The organism is Limosilactobacillus fastidiosus, from assembly GCF_014145505.1.
Classification (GTDB): Bacteria; Bacillota; Bacilli; order Lactobacillales; family Lactobacillaceae; genus Limosilactobacillus; species Limosilactobacillus fastidiosus.
In genome coordinates, this window is record NZ_JACIUZ010000019.1 from 116,823 (window position 1) to 136,919 (window position 20,097).

Consider the following 20,097-nt stretch of genomic DNA (forward strand, 5'->3'; position numbering starts at 1 on the left):
AAGAACAGGAAAAGTAATTTTCCTGTTCTTTTTATTTTTTAAAATTAGTTTGATATTCAAAATAATTTTAGAGTGTTACTTCAAAAGAAAATTAAGTAAATTGATAAATGATTAATGTTGATATAACAACGATTGAGAGCTGCACAGCAGTGTTGGTAATTGGAAATTTATTAGATATAAATTGACTGATAATTTACATTTAGTTTGACAATCAAAATAAATGTAAATATAATTTGAACATCGAATATTTTGATGTTCGAAATACTTTCTTTGAGGAGGGTAATTTCTTTGGCTATAATGACCGCTCAGGAAATTATGGATTTAATTCCTAACCGGTACCCAATTTGCTATATCGACTATGTTGATGAATTGGATCCCGGAAAAGAGATTACGGCAACTAAAAATGTCACGATTAATGAATCATTTTTCCGGGGACATTTTCCTGGAAATCCGGTAATGCCCGGAGTGTTGATTATTGAAACGTTGGCACAAGCTGCTTCAATCTTAATTCTTAAGTCTCCTGAGTTTTATAAAAAAACAGCTTATCTAGGAGCAATTCATAAGGGAAAATTCCGGCAGGTAGTTCGTCCTGGTGACGTTCTTAAATTGCACATTACCATCACTAAGAAGCGCAGTCGAATGGGAATTGTCGATGCGGTCGCAACAGTAGATGGAAAAAAAGCATGTAGTGCAGAATTAGTATTTATTGTTGCTGATCGGAATGAAAAAATTTAAAGGTAATTTTCGACTATAATGTATTTTGATGAGTAAAATTAATTATTTTTAGCAACTAAAACAATAAGGAGTCAAAACATTATGGCTGACGAATACCAAAAAATTAATGAGTCTTTAATCAGAATCTATAACGGGATTTTATGGATTGAAGAAAAAAAGTTACGAGAAAGTACTTTTAATGATTTAACAATTAAGGAAATGCATGCAATTGATGCGATTTCAATGTATGATCATCAAACTAGTTCTCAAGTAGCTAAGAAACTTCATCTTTCACCAGGAACAATGACTGCAACGGCTAACCGATTAATCGCAAAAGGATATGCTAAACGGTTCCATGATGAAGAGGATCGGCGGATAATTAGGTTAGGTTTGACCCATAAGGGACGGGTCCTTTATCGTGCACATCGAGCTTACCATAACATGATGGTAAAAAGTTTCTTGAAAGATATGAGTGAAAGTGAACAAAAGATAATTCATAAGGCCCTTCGGAATCTTGAAGACTTTGTGGATGATCATTCTTAGTGAGCAGGGGAAAAAGAAGCAATGGATAATTGGAAAATTGTATCAACCGCAAGTTACGTGCCGCCATTAGTCAAAACTAATGATCAGTTAAGCGAACTGATGGATACAAGCGATGAATGGATCAAAACACGGACTGGAATATCTAACCGGCACATAAGTCTGAAGGAAAATACTTCTGACCTAGCCGTTAAGGTTGGACAAAGGTTGCTTAAACAGACTAACTGGGAACCAGAATCGGTTGACTTAGTTATTGTGGCAACGATGTCCCCTGATTCATATACTCCTTCAACTGCTGCAATTGTCCAAGGAAAATTAGGGATGACTAAAGCGCTGGCATTTGACATTTCAGCTGCTTGTTCGGGATTTATTTATGCGTTAAGCGTCGCTAATGGATTATTAGCTAGCACTAATAAATTGCGGGCAATTGTGATCGGAAGCGAAGTGCTTTCGAAAATTATTGATTGGCACGATCGAACGACAGCAGTACTGTTTGGTGATGGTGCTGGTGGAGTAGCAATTGAAAAAAGTTCTGAACGTCATTTGATGGGAATGGAATTGGCAACATTTGGTAATCTAGGTAACAAATTAGTTGCGGGTCAAACGACAGTTGGCTCGAGTTTTCCCAAGTCGGTTACTTCAATAACCCCATTTCGAATGAATGGTCGAGAAGTATACCGGTTTGCAACTCATGAGGTACCGCGATCTATTCAGGAAGCCTTGGATAGTGCTCAAGTTACAGCAGAACAAGTAGATTTATTTTTACTCCATCAGGCAAATGCCAGAATAATCGCACAAGTGGCTAAGCGGTTGAATCAACCACTGACTAAGTTTCCGATCAATATTGATCGGTATGGAAATACATCTGCAGCTAGCGAGCCAATTTTACTGGATGAATGCGTTCGTAGTGGACAGATTCATCGTGGCTCGTTAGTTGTATTAGCTGGCTTTGGTGGTGGTCTCACTACTGGAGCAATGGTAATTAAATATTAATAAACAGAAAGAGGAAAAGAAAAATGACTAAAGAAGAAATTTTTAACACTGTTAAGGACATTACTGCTGATGAATTGGACGTTTCTGCAGAAAAGATTACTTTGGAAACCCATATTCAAAATGATTTAAATGCTGATAGTTTAGATGTTTTTGAAATTATGAACGAATTAGAAGATAAGTTTGACATTGAATTAGATGACGATGATGCCAAAGTTGAAACTATTGGTGACGTTGTAGACTACGTTGCAAAGAAATTACCTGCTGATAAGTAATAATGAAGCTCGGAATTCTTTTTAGTGGTCAGGGATCACAGAAGCCTGGCATGGGACTTGATTTATTAACCGATAGCCTATTTAAGCAGACAATTCAAGAAGCAAGCGAAGCAACGGAACTAGATATTATTCAGATCTTAAAGAGTGAACATGGTGAATTGGATGAGACCAAAAATGTTCAACCAGCATTAGTTGCTGTTAGTTGCGGAATTTATAAAATGCTCCAACGTGATTTGCCCAAATTACCGGTTGCGGGGATGGTTGGCTTATCGCTTGGGGAGTATGCTGCATTGATTAGTGCAGGAGCATTGTCGCTTGAGCCTGGTTTGAGTTTATTAGCCGATCGAGGACGGTATATGCAAGTTGATGCTGATGCTGTGGCAAGTAGTTTGGCTGCACTGATCAATCCTGATCTGGATATCGTTAACCAAGTTTTAGCAGAGCATCCTAAGGTGGCAATTGCTAACTATAATTCGCCACGTCAGTTAGTAATTGGTGGCCCAGAAAAGGAAGTTCAATTAGTTGCTGAATTATTAAAGCAACATGAAGCAGCTAAGCGAGTAGTTGTATTAAATGTCAGTGGGGCTTTTCATACCCCATTGTTTAATCCAGCACGACAAAAAATGCATCAGCGATTAAAGAGTGTGGTATTCAATGAGCCAGAAGTTCAGGTAATGAGTAATACCACTATTCAGCCTTTTACTGCTGATAATATTGCAGAAATTCTTGAACGCCAATTGGCACAGCCAACCCATTTTGGGGAGGATCTTCAAGAATTAGTTGAACATGAACAAATTGATGGGGTGCTTGAAATCGGTCCAGGAAAGACCCTTAGTCGGTTTGCTCGCCAAGTAAACAGAAACTTAAGTAGTGAACATATCGCCTCACTTGAGGACTACCAGGCATTTATAAAGGAGCATCAGGAATGGATTTAAAAGATAAGGTGGTTCTGGTTACTGGAAGTACCCGTGGGATTGGAAATGCGACTGCATTAGCCTTTCTGCAAGCGGGAAGTAAGGTAATTCTCCACGGCCGCCATTCATTGAGTGCAGAAGAAGAGGAAAAGCTAAAAGATTTTCAGGGTAAATACACTTCTATCTCTGCGGATCTGTCTAACCCTGATGAAGTTCAGCAATTAGCTGATTCTGCTTGGCAAATATATGGTCATATAGACGTTGTTGTGAACAATGCTGGAATGAATAAAGATAAGCTAATGATTGCAATGAAGCAGAGTGATTTTGACGATGTCATTAACGTCAATTTAAGGGGAACTTTCCTATTAACGAAGGCGATCTTAAAAAAGATGTATAAGCAAAAGAGTGGCTGCTTTGTAAACATTGCAAGTGTAGTTGGAATTCACGGGAACGTTGGTCAGGCTAATTACGCTGCTAGTAAGGCGGGGATAATTGGTTTGACAAAGACTGTTGCCCAAGAAGGAGCGTTACGTGGTATCCGGAGTAATGCAGTTGCTCCGGGGATGATTGCTAGTGACATGACGGCTGCTCTATCAGAACGTAATCAAAAAAGAATAGTTGATCAAATTCCGCTAAAACGATTAGGGAAACCAGAAGAAGTTGCCCAATCGGTACTTTTTTTGGCCCAAAATGACTATATGACGGGACAAACTATCGTAATTGACGGCGGAATGACCATTTAGGAGTGGATAAAATGACAAGGGTAGTAGTTACTGGAATGGGTGCAATTGCGCCAAATGGTAACGGATTAGATGAATTTGTTAACAATAGCTTAGCTGGAAAAGTTGGGATTAAACCAATTACTAAGTTTGATGCAAGCAAAACTGGAATTACAGTTGCTGGTGAAATTGATGACTTTGATCCAAAGGAAGTTGTTGGTAAAAAGGCTGCTCGCCGGATGGATTTATATTCTCAATATGCGATCCAAACAGCGGTTGAAGCAATTGAACAAGCCGGGATCACTGAAGAAAATACAGATCCAGAGGATTTGGGAGTTATTTATGGTTCAGGAATTGGTGGATTAACCACAATTCAAGAACAAGTAATTAAGATGCATGATAAGGGACCGCGGCGGGTTTCACCAATGTTTGTTCCAATGGCAATCTCAAATATGGCTGCAGGAAACATCGCAATTCGTTTTAACGCCCAAAACATTTGTACATCAATTACTACTGCTTGTGCTACTGGTACGAATTCAATCGGTGAAGCTTACCGTCAAGTGAAGGAAGGCCGGGCCCAAGTGATGATTGCCGGTGGTGCAGAAGCATCTGTTAACGAAATCGGAATTGCGGGCTTTGCGTCCTTAAATGCCCTTTCAACAAGCGAGGATCCAGAGAAGGCTTCTTTACCATTTGATAAAGACCGAAATGGTTTTGTCCTTGGTGAGGGTGGCGGAACGCTTGTCCTCGAAAGTTTGGAACATGCTAAGAAGCGAAATGCCAAGATCCTTGGTGAAATTGTCGGTTACGGTGCCACTTCTGATGCATACCATATCACCGCTCCTGATCCGGAAGGTAAAGGTGCAGCACGGGCAATGCAAAAGGCAATCGATGAAGCTGGAATTCAAGCTAGTGACATTGATTACATTAATGCCCACGGAACCGCAACCCATGCCAATGACAGTGGTGAATCTCTAGCGATTAATAAGGTCTTTGGTGAGAATAGTCAGGTTCGTGTTAGTTCTACTAAGGGGATGACTGGGCACCTCCTAGGAGCTGCCGGAGCGATTGAAGCAGTCGTTACTATAGCTGCCCTAGAAAAGGGAAAGTTACCACAAAATGTTGGATGCTTTAATCAGGATCCAGAGTGCAACATTAACCTAGTAAATGCTGATAACCAAGACGATGCTGATGCAGAATATGCATTAAGTAATTCCTTTGGCTTTGGTGGTCATAATGCAGTATTAGCTTTCCGAAAGTGGGTGGATGATTAAGTGGATGTTGAAAATGTTCAAAAAATTATGGCAGAGTTTGAAAAGTCATCTGTCCGGGAATTGAAAATTGAGGACGGTAACTTTCATCTCTATCTGAGTAAAAACGATCGACCGACTTCTCAAGAGCCGGTAACTAATACTCCTGAGGTTGCCGATCAGCCAGTAAAGCACTCAAAAAAAGAACCAAGTGGAGTTCAAATTAAAGCTCCCCTCGTAGGAACGGTTTACCTTCAATCAAAACCAGATCAACCCCCATACGTTAAGATAGGAAGCCACGTTAATAAGGGTGACGTTGTTTGTGTGATTGAAGCAATGAAGATGATGACGGAAGTAAAAAGTGAAGTTGCTGGAACAGTTTCTGCTATTAACGTTGATAATGGCGAGCTGGTGGAATATCAACAACCACTTTTTGAAATTAGAGAAGGAGAATAGCAATGGCTAAAGTTGATTTAGACGTCACGGCGATCCAAAAGATCCTTCCTCACCGATACCCAATGTTGTTGATTGATCACGTTGATGAATTGGTTCCTGGTGAAATGGCGGTTGCACGTCGTAATGTGACAATTAATGAGGAGGTCTTTAACGGACATTTTCCTAATAATCCTGTATTACCAGGAGCACTAATTGTTGAATCCCTAGCACAGACTGGAGCGGTAGCATTGTTATCGTCTCCTGAATTTAAGGGAAAGACAGCTTACTTTGGCGGAATTAAGACCGCTGAGTTTCGTAAAGTCGTTCGTCCTGGAGATGTGATGCGGTTAGAGGTTCGCCTAACCAAGATCCACCGCAATATCGGTGAGGGGAAGGCAGAAGCAACGGTTAATGGTCAACGAACTTGTTCAGCAGAATTAACATTTTTTATTGGATAAGGTGAGTGGTGAGATGTTTTCGAAAGTATTAGTAGCAAATCGGGGCGAAATTGCTGTTCGGATTATTCGTTCCCTTCATGAATTGGGAATCAAGTCAGTTGCCGTTTATTCTGAGGCTGACCGGGAAAGTCTCCACGTTCAATTAGCTGATGAAGCAGTTTGTGTCGGTGGAGCAAGACCTCAGGAATCATATCTAAATATGAAGAATATTTTATCTGCTGCTATCGGTACGGGCGCCCAGGCAATTCACCCTGGATTTGGTTTTCTTTCGGAAAATAGTAAGTTTGCTGAAATGTGTCAGGCTTGTGGAATTACCTTTATTGGCCCGGATGCAAAGATTATTGATTTGATGGGAAATAAAGAGCATGCTCGGCAGCAAATGAAGCTGCTTGGTGTTCCGGTTATTCCAGGTAGTGATGACTATATTCAGGATGTAAATGAGGCAAAACGGGTAGCAGCAAAAATTGGTTACCCGGTATTAATCAAGGCTGCTGCTGGTGGTGGCGGTAAGGGAATTCGGCGGATTAATAATGAAGCAGCGATGACTGATTCATTTAATGAAGCCCAAAGCGAAGCCAAATTAGCCTTTGGTGACGATCACATGTATATCGAAAAGATCATGGAGAACGTCAAGCACATTGAAGTTCAGGTATTTCGTGATCAAGCAGGCCATGCGGTTTACTTCCCAGAAAGAGACTGTTCACTTCAAATTAATAAGCAGAAGGTCTTAGAAGAAAGTCCGTGTCAGTTAGTAACTGAAGAGGAACGAAAGCAACTAGGCCAGATTGCTTTAAGGGCCATTAATGGGATTGATTACTTAAATACAGGAACAATCGAATTCTTAATGGATCAGGATCATCATTTCTATTTCATGGAAATGAATACGCGGATTCAAGTTGAACATACTGTAACGGAAATGGTAACTGGGATCGACCTTGTAAAAGCACAGTTAAAAGTGGCGGCTGGCGAAAATTTACCATTTACCCAGTCAGATATCCAAATTAATGGTGCGGCAATTGAATGTCGAATAAATGCAGAGGATCCTAATAATAACTTCATGCCATCTATCGGGAATATTAAGTACTTGTATTTACCGGTTGGTAACTTGGGAATGAGAATCGACACAGATCTTTACCAGGGTTCAAGGGTGACACCATTTTACGATTCAATGCTTGCTAAAGTAATTGCCCTTGGTCATGACCGAGTAGAAGCAATCGAGAAAATTAAACGGTTACTTAACGAGATGGTTATTGAAGGAATAAAGACTAATCAAGAAATTCAATTGGCAATTCTTCAGGATCCTACTTTTATTAAGGGCAATTTTACAACTAGTTACTTAGAAAAAGTATTTTTAAATCGGTGGAAGGAGAACCATAGTCGCAATGAACTTATACGATCATGACAACACTCTTACAGCCCATCATATTAAAGCCGATCAGGAAGCCGATGCTAAAGTACCGGATAATTTATGGACAAAATGTCCAAAATGTGAAACGACGGTTCTTACTGATGATTTAGATCAGTATCAGACGTGTCCAAATTGCTTCTACGGTTTTCGAATAAGTGCTAGGCAACGTCTAAAATGGTTGGTTGATCAATTTACTGAATTTGATACTGACTTGCAGACAACTGATCCCCTTAAATTTCCAGGATATGCTCAAAAACTTGCGAAGGCCCAACAACGAACGAAATTAAACGATTCCGTGTTAACAGGAACCGCCATAATTGATCAGGAAAGGTTTGGGTTAGGGATTATGGACCCAACGTTTATTATGGGGTCGCTTGGAACTATAACTGGTGAAAAGATTACGCGGTTATTTGAACGATCAACTGAACAAAAATTACCTGTAGTATTATTCACTGCTTCAGGGGGTGCCCGGATGCAAGAAGGAATTATGTCGTTAATGCAGATGGCAAAGGTTAGTGCAGCGGTTAAACGTCATTCACAGGAAGGGCTTCTGTACGTTGTCGTATTAACTGATCCGACCACTGGTGGCGTAACGGCAAGTTTTGCGATGCAGGGCGATATTACTCTTGCTGAGCCACATGCTTTAATTGGCTTTGCAGGACGACGAGTCATTGAACAAACGATGCATCAAAAGATCCCTCATGATTTGCAGGATGCAGAAACCTTACTTAGTCACGGATTCATTGACCGAATTGTTCGTCGTCAAGATGAGAAACAAACTCTACAATGGCTATTAAAATATGGAGGGTGATAACTTGACTAAGTCAGCAGGTCAAATCGTTGCAGCATCACGAGCTGAGCAAAAAATAACTGGTGAGCAGATTGTTCATTCGCTGTTAAGTGATTTTATGGAGTTACATGCTGGTGGAATTGGTAGCGATGATCCAGCTGTTATTGGTGGAATTGGACTTTTTCATGAACAACCAGTAACAGTAATCGCAATTGATAAGGGTGACACGATAGACAATAAGGTGAACAAGCACTTTGGTTGCCCTACACCAGATGGTTACCGAAAATCACTGCATTTGATGAAACAAGCCGCAAAGTTTCACCGGCCAGTTCTTTGTTTTGTTAATACTCCCGGAGCATACCCAGGACAAGAGGCGGAAGAAAATGGTCAGGGAAAAGCAATTGCCCAAAATATTATAGAAATGAGTCAGTTACCAACACCAATCATTACCGTAATTTTTGGTGAAGGAGGCAGTGGAGGTGCCCTAGCTCTCGCTAGTGGTGATCAAGTTTGGATGTTAGAAAATAGTACCTATTCTATTTTGTCACCGGAAGGGTTTGCTTCAATATTGTGGAAAGACAGTAGTCGGGCGGATGAAGCGGCTCAGATTATGCAATTGACCCCTCGTGATTTGCAACAAAAACATATTATCGATGGGATTCTCGAAGAACCAAACGATCATCGGCAGGTTGTCCAGAATATTGATCGAGTTCTCCAGCAGCAGCTTAGTCAACTGCAAAAAATGCCAGTAGAAGATTTGGTGAAAAAGCGGTATGAACGGTATCGTAAATTTTAGTGGAGGTTTGATGAGAGTGTCAGGAATTTTAGCAGATAAGAAGATTATTGTAATGGGAGTAGCTAATAGGCGTTCAATTGCTTGGGGATGTGCACAAGAAATGGAGCGTCAAGGAGCAACCATTATCTATACATATCAAAACGATCGGATGAAGCGTAGTCTTCAACGGTTAGTAAGCGATGATGCTCAACTATTTGAATGTGACGTTGCAAATGATGAGAGTATCGAAAGAGCTTTTACTGATATCAAAGAAGTTGTTGGCTCTGTAGACGGAATCGTTCACGCAATTGCCTATGCAAAAAAAGAAGAATTAGGTGGTTCAATCCTAGGTGTTAGCAGGGATGGTTATGCTCTTGCCCAAAACATTTCAGCATATTCATTAATTGCAGTTGCAAAGTATGCTCAAACCCTAAAACTCCTTAACGATCCAAGTAGCATTGTCACCCTGACTTACTTTGGTTCTGAACGGGCAATTCCAAACTATAACGTGATGGGAATTGCTAAGGCAGCCTTAGAGGCAAGCGTTCGTTACTTGGCACGTGATATGGGCGATGCTAATGTTAGGGTCAATGCCATTTCTGCTGGGGCTGTGAAGACGCTAGCGGTTACGGGAATTAACGGTCACGCGGATCTATTAAAAATGTCACAAGAACGGACTGTTGATGGTCAAAGTGTAAGTTTGAAAGAAATTGGAGGAACTTGCGCATTCTTGATGAGTGACCTATCAACTGGTGTCGTTGGTGATGTGATTTATGTTGATAAGGGTGTGCATTTAATTTAATGAAACAAATAATGAAAAATGACTTATCTGAAGAGAAGATAAGTCATTTTTATTCTAATTTTTCTGGAAAAATAATTGTAAAGTCGCAAGTCACATCAACTCAAGAGTATGCTAAGCATGTTTTAGAAAAAGATTCGTTAGAAAGAGAATTGCTAGTGGTCGCTAACCAACAAAGCGCGGGCTACGGGAAACTTGGTCGAAAATTTTATTCACCAGCCAATGCAGGAATTTATATGACAATTGTTTTGCCTCATAAGACACCACGAGAAATTCAACAGAGTGGTTTGTTTACTACTGGTGTCGGTGTGGCCGTCTTGAACGCACTTCATGAATTTTATCCAGCCTTTCCGTTTCAATTAAAGTGGGTAAATGATATCTACCTTTTTGGAAGGAAAATTGGTGGAATCCTTTGTGAATCAGTATATCAAATTGAGAAACATTCTTATTGTTACGTTACAGGGATCGGCCTTAATATTAACGTGAGACAATTCCCTCCTTCGTTAAAAAATATTGCAGAGACAATTACAGATCGAGGCGTGGACAGGAATAGGTTGATTGCAGAGATGGTAAAGCAGCTAATTGAGATAAATGCAAATTACCAATCCGGCGAGTTCTTAGATCAGTATCGGCAGTATAATTACCTTGACCAACAAATAGTTAAAGTAGTACAAGAAAAAAATGAAATCATTGGTCGGGTATGTGGGATTGATAGGGAGGCAAGACTGGTAATTGAAGATAAACATGGTAAGAAACTGTCACTCACTAGTGGTGAGGTTACAAAAGTTTACTGTAACTAGGTCTTGGTTGGCGTAAATAAGGGTTCCGTTGTAAAATAGCCTGGTTAAGTAATTAGGATGGAGATGAAATCTAATGGGACGTTATACAGGAGAAACTGTTGAACAAGCAGTTGCCTCTGCTAGTAAGAGAATTGGGGTAGCAAAAGAACAATTAGAAATTACAATTGTTCAGCAGGCACGTCACGGGTTCTTGGGAATCGGCCGCCGAAACGCAATTATTGAAGTATCAGTAAACAAAACCCAAAAAAAGGCTGAAAAGCATGAGCAAATTCAGAAATCCCACAACACAAAACGGCAAAGTAAGCGTCAACGGGATCTCAAACCTCGTTATGAGCCGGTGAAAGAAAATGAGGTTGATCCAGCTGAAATGAAGCGACGTCACGAACAAAATGTCAAACGGGTAAAGAAAGTAAGCCAAGATCTCGCTAAATACCTGAAAGACGTGTTTAAAAACTTGGGGATTGAAGTTAATCCCATTATTAAAGATGTTCGTTCTCATGAGGTAAAGATTGACTTACAAAGTGAGCAATCCGGTCGGATAATCGGTCACCATGGGCGGCGAATTAATGCAATAGAGCAAATTAGTAATGCCTTTATGAATTACCTCGGTGCAGAAAAGACGACGGTAATTTTAGATACGGCAGACTACCGTCAACGTCGCGAAGAATCCTTACAGCAATTAGCAGAACGTTCTGTAATGGAGGTTGTTTCTACTGGACAGGCTGTGTTCCTTGACCCAATGCCAGCTCGTGAACGGAAACAACTCCACCAGGAACTCCAGGATAACCCTCACGTGAAAACCTATTCTCATGGTCGCGAACCATATCGCAGTGTTGTAATTGCACCTAAAAACTAAGTCTCATGAAACAACTGGGCTTAATAGTTGACATTTTAAGATGATGAAACTAAAATAATTGCGGTTATAAAATTTAAAATACTTGTTAAAGTAGTGAAAGTGCTTTGACCATGTGATTGCCAAACCATTGGCGAATGACGTGGAGGGCGCTTTTTTTATTAGAAAGGAGTCTGGACGGTGGCCAATACTGATAATGATACAATTGCAGCGATTTCGACCCCAGTTGGGGAAGGGGGAATTTCGATTATCCGGATTAGCGGGGATAACGCAATTCCGGTGGCACAAAAAATTTATCGGGGAAAAGACCTCGCCAAAGTTCCCACAAACACGATCAACTATGGTCATATAATTGACCCTGATAATAATGAAGAAGTTGATGAAGTGATGACTTCGGTAATGCGTGCCCCCCATACATATACGTGTGAAGATGTTGTGGAAATTAATTGTCATGGTGGATTACTCGCGACTAACCGGATCCTTCAACTAGTACTAAGCTATGGTGCTCGAATGGCAGAACCAGGTGAATTTACCAAACGGGCCTTCTTAAATGGGCGCCTTGACCTATCTCAATCAGAAGCTGTAATGGACTTAATCTGGGCAAAGACAGATAAGTCAATGAAAGTTGCCTTAAATCAGCTTGATGGGAACTTATCCCACTTAATCCGTAAGCTCCGGAAGGATATTTTGGATGTTTTGGCCCAAGTAGAGGTTAATATTGATTATCCAGAATATGATGCGGTTGAAGAAATGACGACCAAGATGCTTAAGGAAAAAGCTACTGAAATTCGTCAACGGATTGAAGCGTTATTGAAGACAGCAAAGCAGGGAAAGGTCCTTCGGGAAGGATTAGCAACTGCCATTATCGGGCGACCTAACGTTGGTAAGTCCAGCTTGCTTAACTCTTTATTGCATGAAGATAAAGCGATTGTTACTAACGTAGCTGGTACAACTCGGGACGTGATTGAAGAGTATGTTAACGTTAATGGGGTACCATTGAAGTTAATTGATACTGCCGGAATTCACGATACAAAAGATCGGGTTGAAAAAATTGGGGTTGAGCGGAGTCGGAAGGCCCTAGATGCTGCCGACCTTATCTTATTGTTAATTGATAATTCAGAAGAATTAACTGCCGAAGATCGGGAACTCCTTGAAGTAACTAAGGACAAGCAACGAATTGTAATTTTAAACAAGACCGATTTACCAAATAAGGTTGACCGAGATGAATTAAAGAAACTAGTGGGCGACGATAAGCTGATCGAAACTTCAATCGTGAAGAACGAGGGGATGAACCAGCTTGGTGAAACTATTAGTAAGATGTTCTTTGAAGAGGGAATTGAAAATAATCAGAGTAGTGTAATGGTAACGAATGCGCGACATATTGGGCTGTTACACCAAGCAGACGATTCTTTAGGTGATGTCCTTAAAGGGATTGCTGCAGGGATGCCAGTTGACCTCGTACAAATTGATATGACCCGTAGCTGGGAACTTCTGGGTGAAATTACGGGTGACAGTTACCAAGACGAATTGTTAGATCAACTTTTTAGTCAATTCTGTCTAGGAAAATAGGAGGAAGAAAATGCAAATAAGTGAAGCAGTACAATACGATAGCGATAATTATGATGTAATTGTCGTTGGGGCTGGCCATGCAGGAAGCGAGGCGGCTCTTGCTGCTGCCCGTATGGGAAACAAGACTCTGTTAGTAACCATTAACCTCGACATGGTTGCTTTCATGCCATGTAATCCGTCTGTTGGTGGTCCTGCTAAGGGGATTGTAGTTCGAGAAATTGACGCCCTCGGTGGGGAGATGGGCCACAATATTGACAAGACTTATGTTCAAATGCGAATGCTCAATACCGGTAAGGGACCTGCTGTCCGGGCATTGCGTGCTCAAGCTGATAAGCATGCATACCACCGCTCGATGAAGGAAACAATTGAAAAGCAACCGAACTTGGACCTTCGTCAGGCAACCGTCGACCAATTAATTGTTGAAGATGGCGTTTGTAAAGGGGTTATTACAAATACTGGTGCCCGTTACCGGGCTAAAACAGTTGTTTTAACTGTTGGAACTGCCGCTCGGGGAAAGATTATAATTGGTGAATTACAGTATGAGTCAGGTCCAAACAACTCCAAATCTGCTGTAAAACTTTCGGAGAACCTTGAAGAACTTGGCTTTGATCTTGAACGATTCAAGACCGGGACCCCACCGCGAATTAATGGGAATACAATTCACTATAACGAAACTGAAGAGCAACCTGGTGACAAGGAAGTTCACCACTTTAGTTTCGATACTCCTGATGATCATTACTTACCATTAAGTGAACAAATTTCATGCTGGTTAACTTATACTAATCCGGGAACTCATGAATTAATCCGTGAGAACCTTGATCGGGCCCCAATGTTCTCTGGGGTAATTAAGGGAGTTGGGCCACGTTACTGCCCATCAATCGAAGATAAGATTGTCCGGTTTGCGGATAAAAGTCGTCACCAAATCTTCTTGGAACCTGAAGGGCGAGACACTGACGAATGGTATGTCGATGGATTATCTACTTCAATGCCAGAAGAAATCCAACAAAAGATTTTGCATTCTGTTAAGGGACTAGAAGATGCTCAATTGATGCGTCCAGGATATGCGATTGAATATGATGTGGTTGCACCCTACCAACTTCACCCGACCCTTGAAACTAAATTAGTTAAAAACCTTTATACTGCTGGTCAAACTAACGGAACTTCAGGTTATGAAGAAGCTGCCGGTCAAGGATTGATCGCAGGGATTAACGCAGGATTGCGTGCTCTTGGAAAGAAGCCGTTTGTTCTTAAGCGGTCAGACGCTTACATTGGGGTAATGATTGATGACTTAGTAACGAAGGGAACTAAGGAACCATATCGTCTATTAACTAGTCGGGCCGAATATCGATTAATCCTTCGCCACGATAATGCTGACTTCCGTTTAATGGAGAAGGGCCATGAGATTGGCCTTGTCAGCGATGAACGTTATGCCAAGATGGAAAAGAAGGAAAAGCAAGTTCAAAACGAAATTGCCCGATTAAAGAGTGAAAAGCTTAAGCCAAACAACGAGAAAGTTAACCAATTCATCGAGGCCCATGGGGATAATCGCTTGAAGGATGCGATTACTGCAGCTGACTTTATTAAGCGTCCGTACATTAATTATGCGACGCTAATGAAATTCATTCCAGCACCAGCTGAAGAGTTAGATCGTCACGTAGTTGAACAAGTAGAAATTCAATTAAAGTACGCTGGTTACATTAAGAAGGAAGAAGAAAAGGTTGCTCGATTGAAGCGGATGGAAGCGAAGCGTATTCCTGCTAACATTGATTACGAAAAAGTTGATGGTTTGGCAACAGAGGGTCGGCAAAAACTTGAAAAAATCCGTCCTGAAACTCTTGCACAAGCTTCTCGGATTAGTGGGGTAAATCCTGCTGACTTAGCAATTTTGAGTGTCTATATTCGAAAGTAAATTTCGGTAATTTAAAATGAGGTGTAGTTTGAGGTTAAGTTTGATTTACGCCTCATTTTATTCTATTTACAAATATTTTGAGAATCGCTATACTGAAGATTGATTTAAAAAGCAAACGAGGCAAGTAGAGATGAGTGAAAAGATTAGTCAACCCCGCAAGGATTTTCAACCGATCCTGTTAGGGACAGACTTTAATTGTTACGGAATGGCACGGTCTTTTTATCAAGAATTTGGTATTAAGAGTATTGCTTATGGAGTAATGCACATGGCACCAACTCGTTATACTAAGCTAGTTGATGTCCATGTTGTTGAAGGATTCAATGAGGATCCAGTATTTATTGAAACAATGCGTAAGATTGCTGCAAATCTTGATCCAAAGAAGAAGTATTTACTACTTTCTTGTGGAGATGGTTATACAGAATTGATCGCTAACCACTTGGATGAACTAAAAGAGCACTTTATTTGTCCATACGTAAATGCAGATCTCTTCAATAAATTGGGAACGAAAGAAACGTTCTATGACGCAGCAGAAAAATATGGGCTTCCTTACCCAAAAACAAAGATCATCACTAAGGAAGAAGTTGAATCTGGTGAATCAATTGAATTACCGTTTAATTTTCCAATTGCGTTAAAACCTTCTGATAGTGTCGAATGGCTTGATATTCACTTTGAAGGTCGAAAGAAGGCCTATGTTTTAGATAAGCGTGAACAATTTGATGAATTAATGCCAAAGATCTATGAGGCTGGTTATACCGGGAAAATGATCGCTCAGGACTTTATTCCAGGTGATGATTCCAATATGCGGACTGTTAACGCTTATGTAGATTCTGAACACAATGTGCGGATGATTAGCCTAGCGCACCCATTGCTAGAGGATCCGTCACCAGTAGCGGTTGGTAACTATATGGTAATTTTGCCAGAAAAGGACATGGTGATTTATAAGACAATTCAAAAGTTCTTGGAAGAAGTAAAGTATGTTGGCTTTGCGGATTTTGACATGAAGTATGATCGGCGTGATAAGAAATTCAAGATTTTTGAAATTAACCTTCGTCAGGGTCGGAGTAGCTTTTACTGTACCCTTAACGGCTATAACTTAGCTAAGTATGTGGTTGACGACGTAATTGATCATAAGCCATTTAAGGGAACTGATTATGCTGAAGGAAATATGCTCTGGCTTAATGCTCCCAAGAAGGTTTTCTATAAGTATGCTAAAGAAAATGAATATAAGGAAAAGGCTAAGAAGCTTTTGGAAGCAGGGCAGTGGGGCACGACTGCCTTTGATAAGAACGATAGCTTTAAGCAACGGCTATTAATGCATTATTCATTCTGGTTGATTAATAAAAACTACCAAAAGTACTTTGTACAACGTTAAGAAAAGGAGAACTAAAGATGTGTGGAATTGTAGCCTTCGTTGATAACGAAGATCCAAAACTTAAAGATAGCTTGATTCGGAAAATGAAGAACCGGATCATCCACCGTGGACCAGACTCAGAAGGTCAATACGTAGACGAAAATGTTGCGCTTGGTTTCCGACGGTTAAGTTTCATCGACGTTAAGAGTGGTAACCAACCAATCTTTAACGAAGATAACAGCATGGCTATTGAATTTAACGGTGAGATTTACAACTTTAAAGAATTACGGGAAGAATTAATTGATCTAGGACACACCTTTAAGACTCATGCTGATACTGAGGTAATTCTTCACGGGTATGAGCAATGGGGTGACGATGTCTTAAAACGTCTCCGGGGAATGTTTGCCTTTATTATCTGGGACTTCAAAAATAAGGATATGTTTGGTGCTCGGGATCACTTTGGGATTAAGCCACTTTACTACGGGAAAATGAACGGCACTTTCTTTGTTGGTTCTGAAATTAAGGCCTTTCTTGATCACCCAAACTTTAATAAGAAATTAAATAAGAATGCGTTAAAGCCTTACATGACTTTTCAATATTCAGCAACTCAAGAAACATTCTTTAAGGATATTTACAAGTTGCCAGAAGGCCACTACTTCCACTATAAAGATGGTCAATTTGACATGAAGGAATACTGGGATGCAGACTTTGATCCTCAAGACGAAGGGTTTGATAAGGCCGTTGATAACATTGAAGATATCGTGACTAATTCCGTTAAAGCACACTCTTTTGCTGATAAAGGGATTAAGGTTGGGTCCTTTCTTTCAGCTGGGGTTGACTCAAGTTACGTTACAGCAATGATGCGACCAGATAATACTTTTTCAATTGGTTTTGATAGTACTTATGATGAAACTAAGCAGGCACGTGAACTTGCTGCTAAGCTCAATCTGAAGAATACTGATGCAAAATTAACAAATGAGGAAGCATTCCATACTTTCCCATTGATTCAATACTACTTGGATGAACCTGACTCAAACCCATCAGTTATTCCACTATACTTCTTGACCCGTCTTGCTAAGGAAAATGGCTATAAGGCTATGCTTTCTGGTGAAGGAGCGGACGAATTATTTGCTGGTTACATTGACTACGGTTTTAACTCCAACTCAATGATAATCCGTTGGTTTACTGATAGGTTACGTGAATTACCACAAGAAAAGCGGTACAAGATTGCTAAGTGGTTAGAGGGCAAGCACTTCCATGGTCAATTACACATGTTCCGTGCATTGGCACCAGTTCGCGAATCGAAATTTATTGGACAAGCGTACATCTTCTCCCCAGATGAAGCCGCTGATATTCTTCAAGAGAAGTACAATTGTGGCCCAACAATTGATGATATTATTGACCCAATTTTGAAGAATGTTGAAGATAAGGACATTGATGAAGTTGCCAAGAAGCAATACCTTGACATTCACAAGTTCATGCCTGGTGATATCTGTTTGAAGGCCGATAAGATGAGTATGGCTAACTCACTAGAATTGCGGGTACCGTTATTGGATCGTGAAGTGATGCGGGTTGCTGGTCATACACCAACAAAGTACCTCTTTAACCGTCACGGGACTAAGTGGGCTTTTCGGATGGCAGCTAACCGTCACCTTCCTGAAGAATGGGCAACACGGCCAAAGATGGGCTTCCCAGTTCCAGTTCGGGCATGGCTGCGCGAAAAGAAGTACTATGAAGAAGTTCGAGACCTCTTTGAACAAGATTTTGTTAAGGAATTCTTTGACCAAGATAAGATTTTGAAGTTACTTGATGACAACTTCAACGATAAGATTGACGGTCGACGGAAGATCTGGACAATTTACACCTTCTTGGTATGGTATAAGCAATACTTTATTGATGACTTCATTCCTGAAGAAGTTAAGAAACTTGATGAGGTGGCTGAATAAATGCTCACACTAAAAGAAATCACTGATTTACTAAAAGAAAATAATCTTTATAAGGAAATTATTGTTAACGGTAACTGGTACTATACCGTTCCAGAAAATGTGAAAAATACCGAGATTACCGATCTATCCTATGACTCCCGTAAGATCAGTGATGGCACCCTGTTTTTCTGTAAGGGTTTGAAATTCAATCCTGAATATTTGGCAAGTGCCATTGAAAAAGGAGCAACGGCTGCGATCTCTGAACTTGTCTATACTGACGAGTTGGATCAGCAAGCTCAATCAACGCCACAAATCATTGTTACTGATGTGCAAAAGGCAATGGCAGTAATTGCTCGTCACTTTTATGACTGTCCCGATGAAAAGCTTGAATTAATTGGCTTTACGGGAACGAAGGGAAAGACCACTTCTGTTTACTTTACGCGCCATATCTTGGCACATGAATTTGGTCCAGTAGTTGGTCAATTTTCATCAATTGATGAATGTGTTGATGGGAAGAACTTTATTGAAGCTCACCTGACAACTCCAGAATCCTTAGATCTTTTCCGGATGATGAGAGAGGCTGTCGATAACGGAATGAAGTACTTGGCAATGGAAGTTTCTAGCCAAGCTTATAAGAAGTCACGAGTTTATGGTCTTCACTTTAACATTGGCGTTTTCTTGAACATTTCACCGGATCATATTAGTCCAGTTGAACACCCTACCTTTGATGATTATCTTTGGTGTAAGAGTCAGATTATCGTAAATAGTGATACTGTTATTCTTAATCGGGATATGAAGTATTATGAGTTACTTGCACAAAAGGCTCATGAATTAGGCAAGAAGTTAATTACATTTGGTAGTGACGAAAGCGATGCTGATTACCGTTATCATGGTAAGGATCACGGTTACTTTGATGTTTCGTCACATAACGACACCTTGCCAGCAGTTAATGGTGAATTCCGAGTAATGATTCCAGGACACTTTAACTATAGTAATGCCTTAGCCGCAATCACGGTTAGTGCCCAACTCAAGGATGATTCAGCCGATTTTGCTCAAGGATTGAAGGAAACACGGGTTCCTGGCCGGATGGAATTTCTTAAAAATAATGCTGGCCTAGTTGCCTGTGTTGACTATGCTCATAACTACTTGAGCTTATCTGAAAGCTTTAAATTTATGAAGCACGAATATCCTGATGGTCGGTTAATTGTGGTCATCGGAGCTGCTGGTGGGAAGGCTGAATCCCGGCGGAAAGATGTTGGTCGGGCGCTTTCTGAATATGCCGATGTTGCAATCTTAACGAGTGAAGATAACTTCTTTGAAGACCCTCACCACATTGACGAAGCTATTAAGAAACACATTACTAACCCAAATGTTAAAGTAATTATTAACGTTGATCGGGTAGCCGCAATTAAGCAGGCATTTGAAATGGCTAAACCTGGCGATGCAATGTTTATGGCTGCAAAGGGCCGTGAACAATTCATGCACGAAAAGGGCCAAGATATCCCGTATATTGGTGATTACCAATTGTCACAGAAGCTAATGGAAGAGTATGATAAATAATGATGGGGTCAGATTACGCTATTTACCGTTTTTATGGTAAACTTTTCTTAGTTTTAATGATTT

General features: G+C 40.5%; 20 protein-coding genes. All 20 read left to right on the top strand.

The features are described 5' to 3' along the window. Positions 1-288 precede the first annotated feature (288 nt). Positions 289-735: a 3-hydroxyacyl-ACP dehydratase FabZ gene (gene fabZ, locus H5R64_RS01625; protein WP_182580460.1), complete on the top strand. Its 447-nt coding sequence runs from the start codon at positions 289-291 to the stop codon at positions 733-735. An 81-nt stretch (positions 736-816) separates the two neighbouring features. Continuing rightward, positions 817-1,257: a MarR family winged helix-turn-helix transcriptional regulator gene (locus tag H5R64_RS01630; protein ID WP_182580459.1), complete on the top strand. Its 441-nt coding sequence runs from the start codon at positions 817-819 to the stop codon at positions 1,255-1,257. A gap of 21 nt (positions 1,258-1,278) precedes the next feature. Then, positions 1,279-2,247, top strand: coding sequence for a beta-ketoacyl-ACP synthase III (locus tag H5R64_RS01635; RefSeq protein ID WP_182580458.1), 969 nt, complete (start codon positions 1,279-1,281; stop codon positions 2,245-2,247). A 23-nt stretch (positions 2,248-2,270) separates the two neighbouring features. Then, positions 2,271-2,519 (top strand): acyl carrier protein, encoded by a 249-nt coding sequence (acpP, locus tag H5R64_RS01640; protein WP_003716316.1) that lies wholly within the window; start codon positions 2,271-2,273, stop codon positions 2,517-2,519. A 2-nt stretch (positions 2,520-2,521) separates the two neighbouring features. Further along, a complete protein-coding gene (locus tag H5R64_RS01645; protein WP_182580457.1) occupies positions 2,522-3,454 on the top strand; it encodes an ACP S-malonyltransferase in 933 nt (310 codons plus the stop codon). Beyond that, a complete protein-coding gene (locus tag H5R64_RS01650) occupies positions 3,445-4,176 on the top strand; it encodes a beta-ketoacyl-ACP reductase (protein ID WP_182580456.1) in 732 nt (243 codons plus the stop codon). The genes H5R64_RS01645 and H5R64_RS01650 overlap by 10 nt, the downstream gene beginning before the upstream one ends. An 11-nt stretch (positions 4,177-4,187) precedes the next feature. Beyond that, positions 4,188-5,426, top strand: coding sequence for a beta-ketoacyl-ACP synthase II (gene fabF, locus H5R64_RS01655; protein ID WP_182580455.1), 1,239 nt, complete (start codon positions 4,188-4,190; stop codon positions 5,424-5,426). Next, complete coding sequence (locus tag H5R64_RS01660) at positions 5,427-5,858, top strand: acetyl-CoA carboxylase biotin carboxyl carrier protein (protein ID WP_182580454.1); 432 nt, start codon at positions 5,427-5,429, stop codon at positions 5,856-5,858. Between the two features lie 2 nt (positions 5,859-5,860). Further along, positions 5,861-6,295, top strand: coding sequence for a 3-hydroxyacyl-ACP dehydratase FabZ (gene fabZ / locus H5R64_RS01665; RefSeq protein WP_182580453.1), 435 nt, complete (start codon positions 5,861-5,863; stop codon positions 6,293-6,295). Between the two features lie 13 nt (positions 6,296-6,308). Further along, positions 6,309-7,697: an acetyl-CoA carboxylase biotin carboxylase subunit gene (accC, locus tag H5R64_RS01670; RefSeq protein ID WP_182580452.1), complete on the top strand. Its 1,389-nt coding sequence runs from the start codon at positions 6,309-6,311 to the stop codon at positions 7,695-7,697. Further along, on the top strand, positions 7,678-8,514 hold the full coding sequence (gene accD, locus H5R64_RS01675; RefSeq protein ID WP_182580451.1) for an acetyl-CoA carboxylase, carboxyltransferase subunit beta: 837 nt from the start codon (positions 7,678-7,680) through the stop codon (positions 8,512-8,514). The genes accC and accD overlap by 20 nt, the downstream gene beginning before the upstream one ends. Further along, positions 8,504-9,289: an acetyl-CoA carboxylase carboxyltransferase subunit alpha gene (gene accA / locus H5R64_RS01680; protein ID WP_182582613.1), complete on the top strand. Its 786-nt coding sequence runs from the start codon at positions 8,504-8,506 to the stop codon at positions 9,287-9,289. The genes accD and accA overlap by 11 nt, the downstream gene beginning before the upstream one ends. A gap of 10 nt (positions 9,290-9,299) precedes the next feature. Beyond that, entirely contained in the window at positions 9,300-10,070 is a 771-nt protein-coding gene (gene fabI, locus H5R64_RS01685) for an enoyl-ACP reductase FabI (protein WP_220476660.1), read from the top strand. After that, positions 10,070-10,867 carry a biotin--[acetyl-CoA-carboxylase] ligase gene (locus tag H5R64_RS01690; RefSeq protein ID WP_182580448.1) on the top strand — a complete coding sequence of 266 codons (798 nt, stop codon included), beginning with the start codon at positions 10,070-10,072 and terminating at the stop codon, positions 10,865-10,867. Before fabI ends, H5R64_RS01690 begins: the two co-directional genes overlap by 1 nt. Before the next feature lie 73 nt (positions 10,868-10,940). After that, the gene (gene jag, locus H5R64_RS01695; protein WP_182580447.1) at positions 10,941-11,723 is read left to right on the top strand and encodes an RNA-binding cell elongation regulator Jag/EloR; all 783 of its coding nucleotides are present in this window, start codon (positions 10,941-10,943) and stop codon (positions 11,721-11,723) included. A 177-nt stretch (positions 11,724-11,900) separates the two neighbouring features. Beyond that, complete coding sequence (gene mnmE / locus H5R64_RS01700; protein ID WP_182582615.1) at positions 11,901-13,289, top strand: tRNA uridine-5-carboxymethylaminomethyl(34) synthesis GTPase MnmE; 1,389 nt, start codon at positions 11,901-11,903, stop codon at positions 13,287-13,289. Between the two features lie 10 nt (positions 13,290-13,299). After that, positions 13,300-15,198, top strand: a complete 1,899-nt coding sequence (gene mnmG / locus H5R64_RS01705; RefSeq protein WP_182580445.1) for a tRNA uridine-5-carboxymethylaminomethyl(34) synthesis enzyme MnmG — start codon at positions 13,300-13,302, stop codon at positions 15,196-15,198. 130 nt (positions 15,199-15,328) lie between these two features. Continuing rightward, a complete protein-coding gene (locus H5R64_RS01710) occupies positions 15,329-16,570 on the top strand; it encodes a carboxylate--amine ligase (RefSeq protein WP_182580443.1) in 1,242 nt (413 codons plus the stop codon). Positions 16,571-16,587: 17 nt separating this feature from the next. Continuing rightward, the gene (asnB, locus tag H5R64_RS01715) at positions 16,588-18,495 is read left to right on the top strand and encodes an asparagine synthase (glutamine-hydrolyzing) (RefSeq protein WP_182580441.1); all 1,908 of its coding nucleotides are present in this window, start codon (positions 16,588-16,590) and stop codon (positions 18,493-18,495) included. Next, entirely contained in the window at positions 18,496-20,034 is a 1,539-nt protein-coding gene (gene murE / locus H5R64_RS01720; protein WP_182580438.1) for a UDP-N-acetylmuramyl-tripeptide synthetase, read from the top strand. Positions 20,035-20,097 lie beyond the last annotated feature (63 nt).